Origin of the sequence: Streptomyces sp. H27-H1, from assembly GCF_026627445.1 — a bacterium.
Taxonomy (GTDB): Bacteria; Actinomycetota; Actinomycetes; order Streptomycetales; family Streptomycetaceae; genus Streptomyces.
In genome coordinates this window covers 1-1698 of the sequence record NZ_JAPNLJ010000133.1, presented here as the reverse complement: position 1 = coordinate 1698, position 1698 = coordinate 1, and the positions used below count along the sequence as shown (strand labels likewise).

Below are 1698 nucleotides of genomic sequence, written 5' to 3'. Positions count from 1 at the left end.
GGTTCTGTCGACGATCTTGTGATCTGGACGGTTGAGCGGACCACACCGACTGTTCGCGATCATGCATCGCGTGCTCACGTGATGTGTTCCTGGAGCTGTTTCCGTACCTGTCCGCGCTACTGATCGAGGAGGTCGAACGGAGACCGGACAGGGTAGTGCTGAGGACGCGGGTGCGGGATGCGACCGGGTCCTGCCGGTGCGGCCAGAGCTCGGCCCGGGTGCACGGCCGGTATGTACGCACGCTGCGTGACGTCGCCGTGGGCGGGCTCAGTGTCGTGATCGAGTTGTCCATACGCCGCTTCCGCTGCGAGAACCGCGTCTGCACGGCGGTGACGTTCGCCGAACAGATCGCGGGACTGACCACACCGCACAGCCGCTACACCCCGCTGTTGCGTGGGGTGCTGAATCAGATCGGGCTGGCCCTGGCCGGCCGGGCAGGGGCACGCTTGGCAGCCGCGGTGGGCGTCACCGTGGGCAAGGACACGCTGTTGCGGCTGGTCAGGGCCTTGCCCGAGCCGGAGGTCGGTGAGGTGGAGGTGCTGGGCGTCGATGACTTCGCCTTCCGCAAGGGTCGCCATTACGGCACAGTGCTGATCGACATGGCCACTCACCGGCCGGTTCACCTCTACGACGGCCGGGAGGGCGAGGACCTGGCTACCTGGCTCCGCCGCCACCCTGAGGTGAAGGTGATCTGCCGTGACCGCTCCAGCGGTTACGCGGAGGGCGCACGGCTCGGGGCGCCGCAGGCCGAACAGGTTGCCGACCGCTATCACCTGTGGGCCAACCTCGGCCAGGCCGTCGAGAAGACGGTGAACGCCCACCGCTCCCGCCTGGCCGAACCGCCTCCTGGGCCTGCCGACACATCCGACGCCCTGGAAGCAGAGCCCGAGGTGGTCCAGCCACTGAACGAGCTGAAGATCGTGACCCGACTGCGCGAGCAGCATGCCGCCGCCCATGAACTGTGGGAGCAGGGGATGTCGAAGGCGGCGATCGGCCGGAAACTCGGACTGCACCAGGCCACCGTCCGCAAGCTGGTCAACGCCCGCTCCGCCGACGATGTCGTCGCCAAGAGCCTGCAGCGGGCGCACGTCGTCGACCCGTACGTCGGCTACCTGCACCGGCGTTGGAACGAAGGCGTCCGAAACGCCGCACAGCTCTACCGCGAGATCCAGGAACTCGGCTATCGCGGAGGCGAGTTGGCCGTCCAGCGTCACTTGCGCCGCTACCGGACCGAGCGTGGACACGCACCCAACCCGGGTCCAAAACCTCTGTCGGTCCGCGAGGTCACCTCCTGGATCATGACTCACCCCGAACACCTTCGGGACGAGGACGCCGACAAGCTGCACCGGCTGCGCGAGCGTGATTCCGAACTCGACCGGCTCACCGGTCATGTCAGGAAGTTCGCCGCGATGATGACCGGCCGCCACGGCGACCGCCTCGAGGACTGGATCACCGGAGCCGAACACGACACCCTGGCCCCGCTCGCATCCTTTGCCCGCAACCTCCGTCGCGACTTCGCCGCCGTCCGCAACGGAATGTCCCTGCCGCACAGTTCCGGAGCCGTCGAGGGCAACATCAACCGGCTGAAGATGCTGAAGCGCCAGATGTTCGGCCGAGCCAGCCTCGATCTCCTTCGCAAACGCGTCCTGCTCGCACGATGACCCCGCCCCACCGGATCACAAGATCGTCGACAGAACC

1 protein-coding gene is annotated in these 1698 nt (G+C 67.2%); it reads left to right on the top strand.

Annotated elements, in window-relative coordinates; all coding sequences use genetic code 11:
* Positions 1-83: 83 nt before the first annotated feature.
* A complete protein-coding gene (locus tag OTB20_RS42090; protein ID WP_324290485.1) occupies positions 84-1661 on the top strand; it encodes an ISL3 family transposase in 1578 nt (525 codons plus the stop codon).
* The last annotated feature ends 37 nt before the right edge of the window (positions 1662-1698 follow it).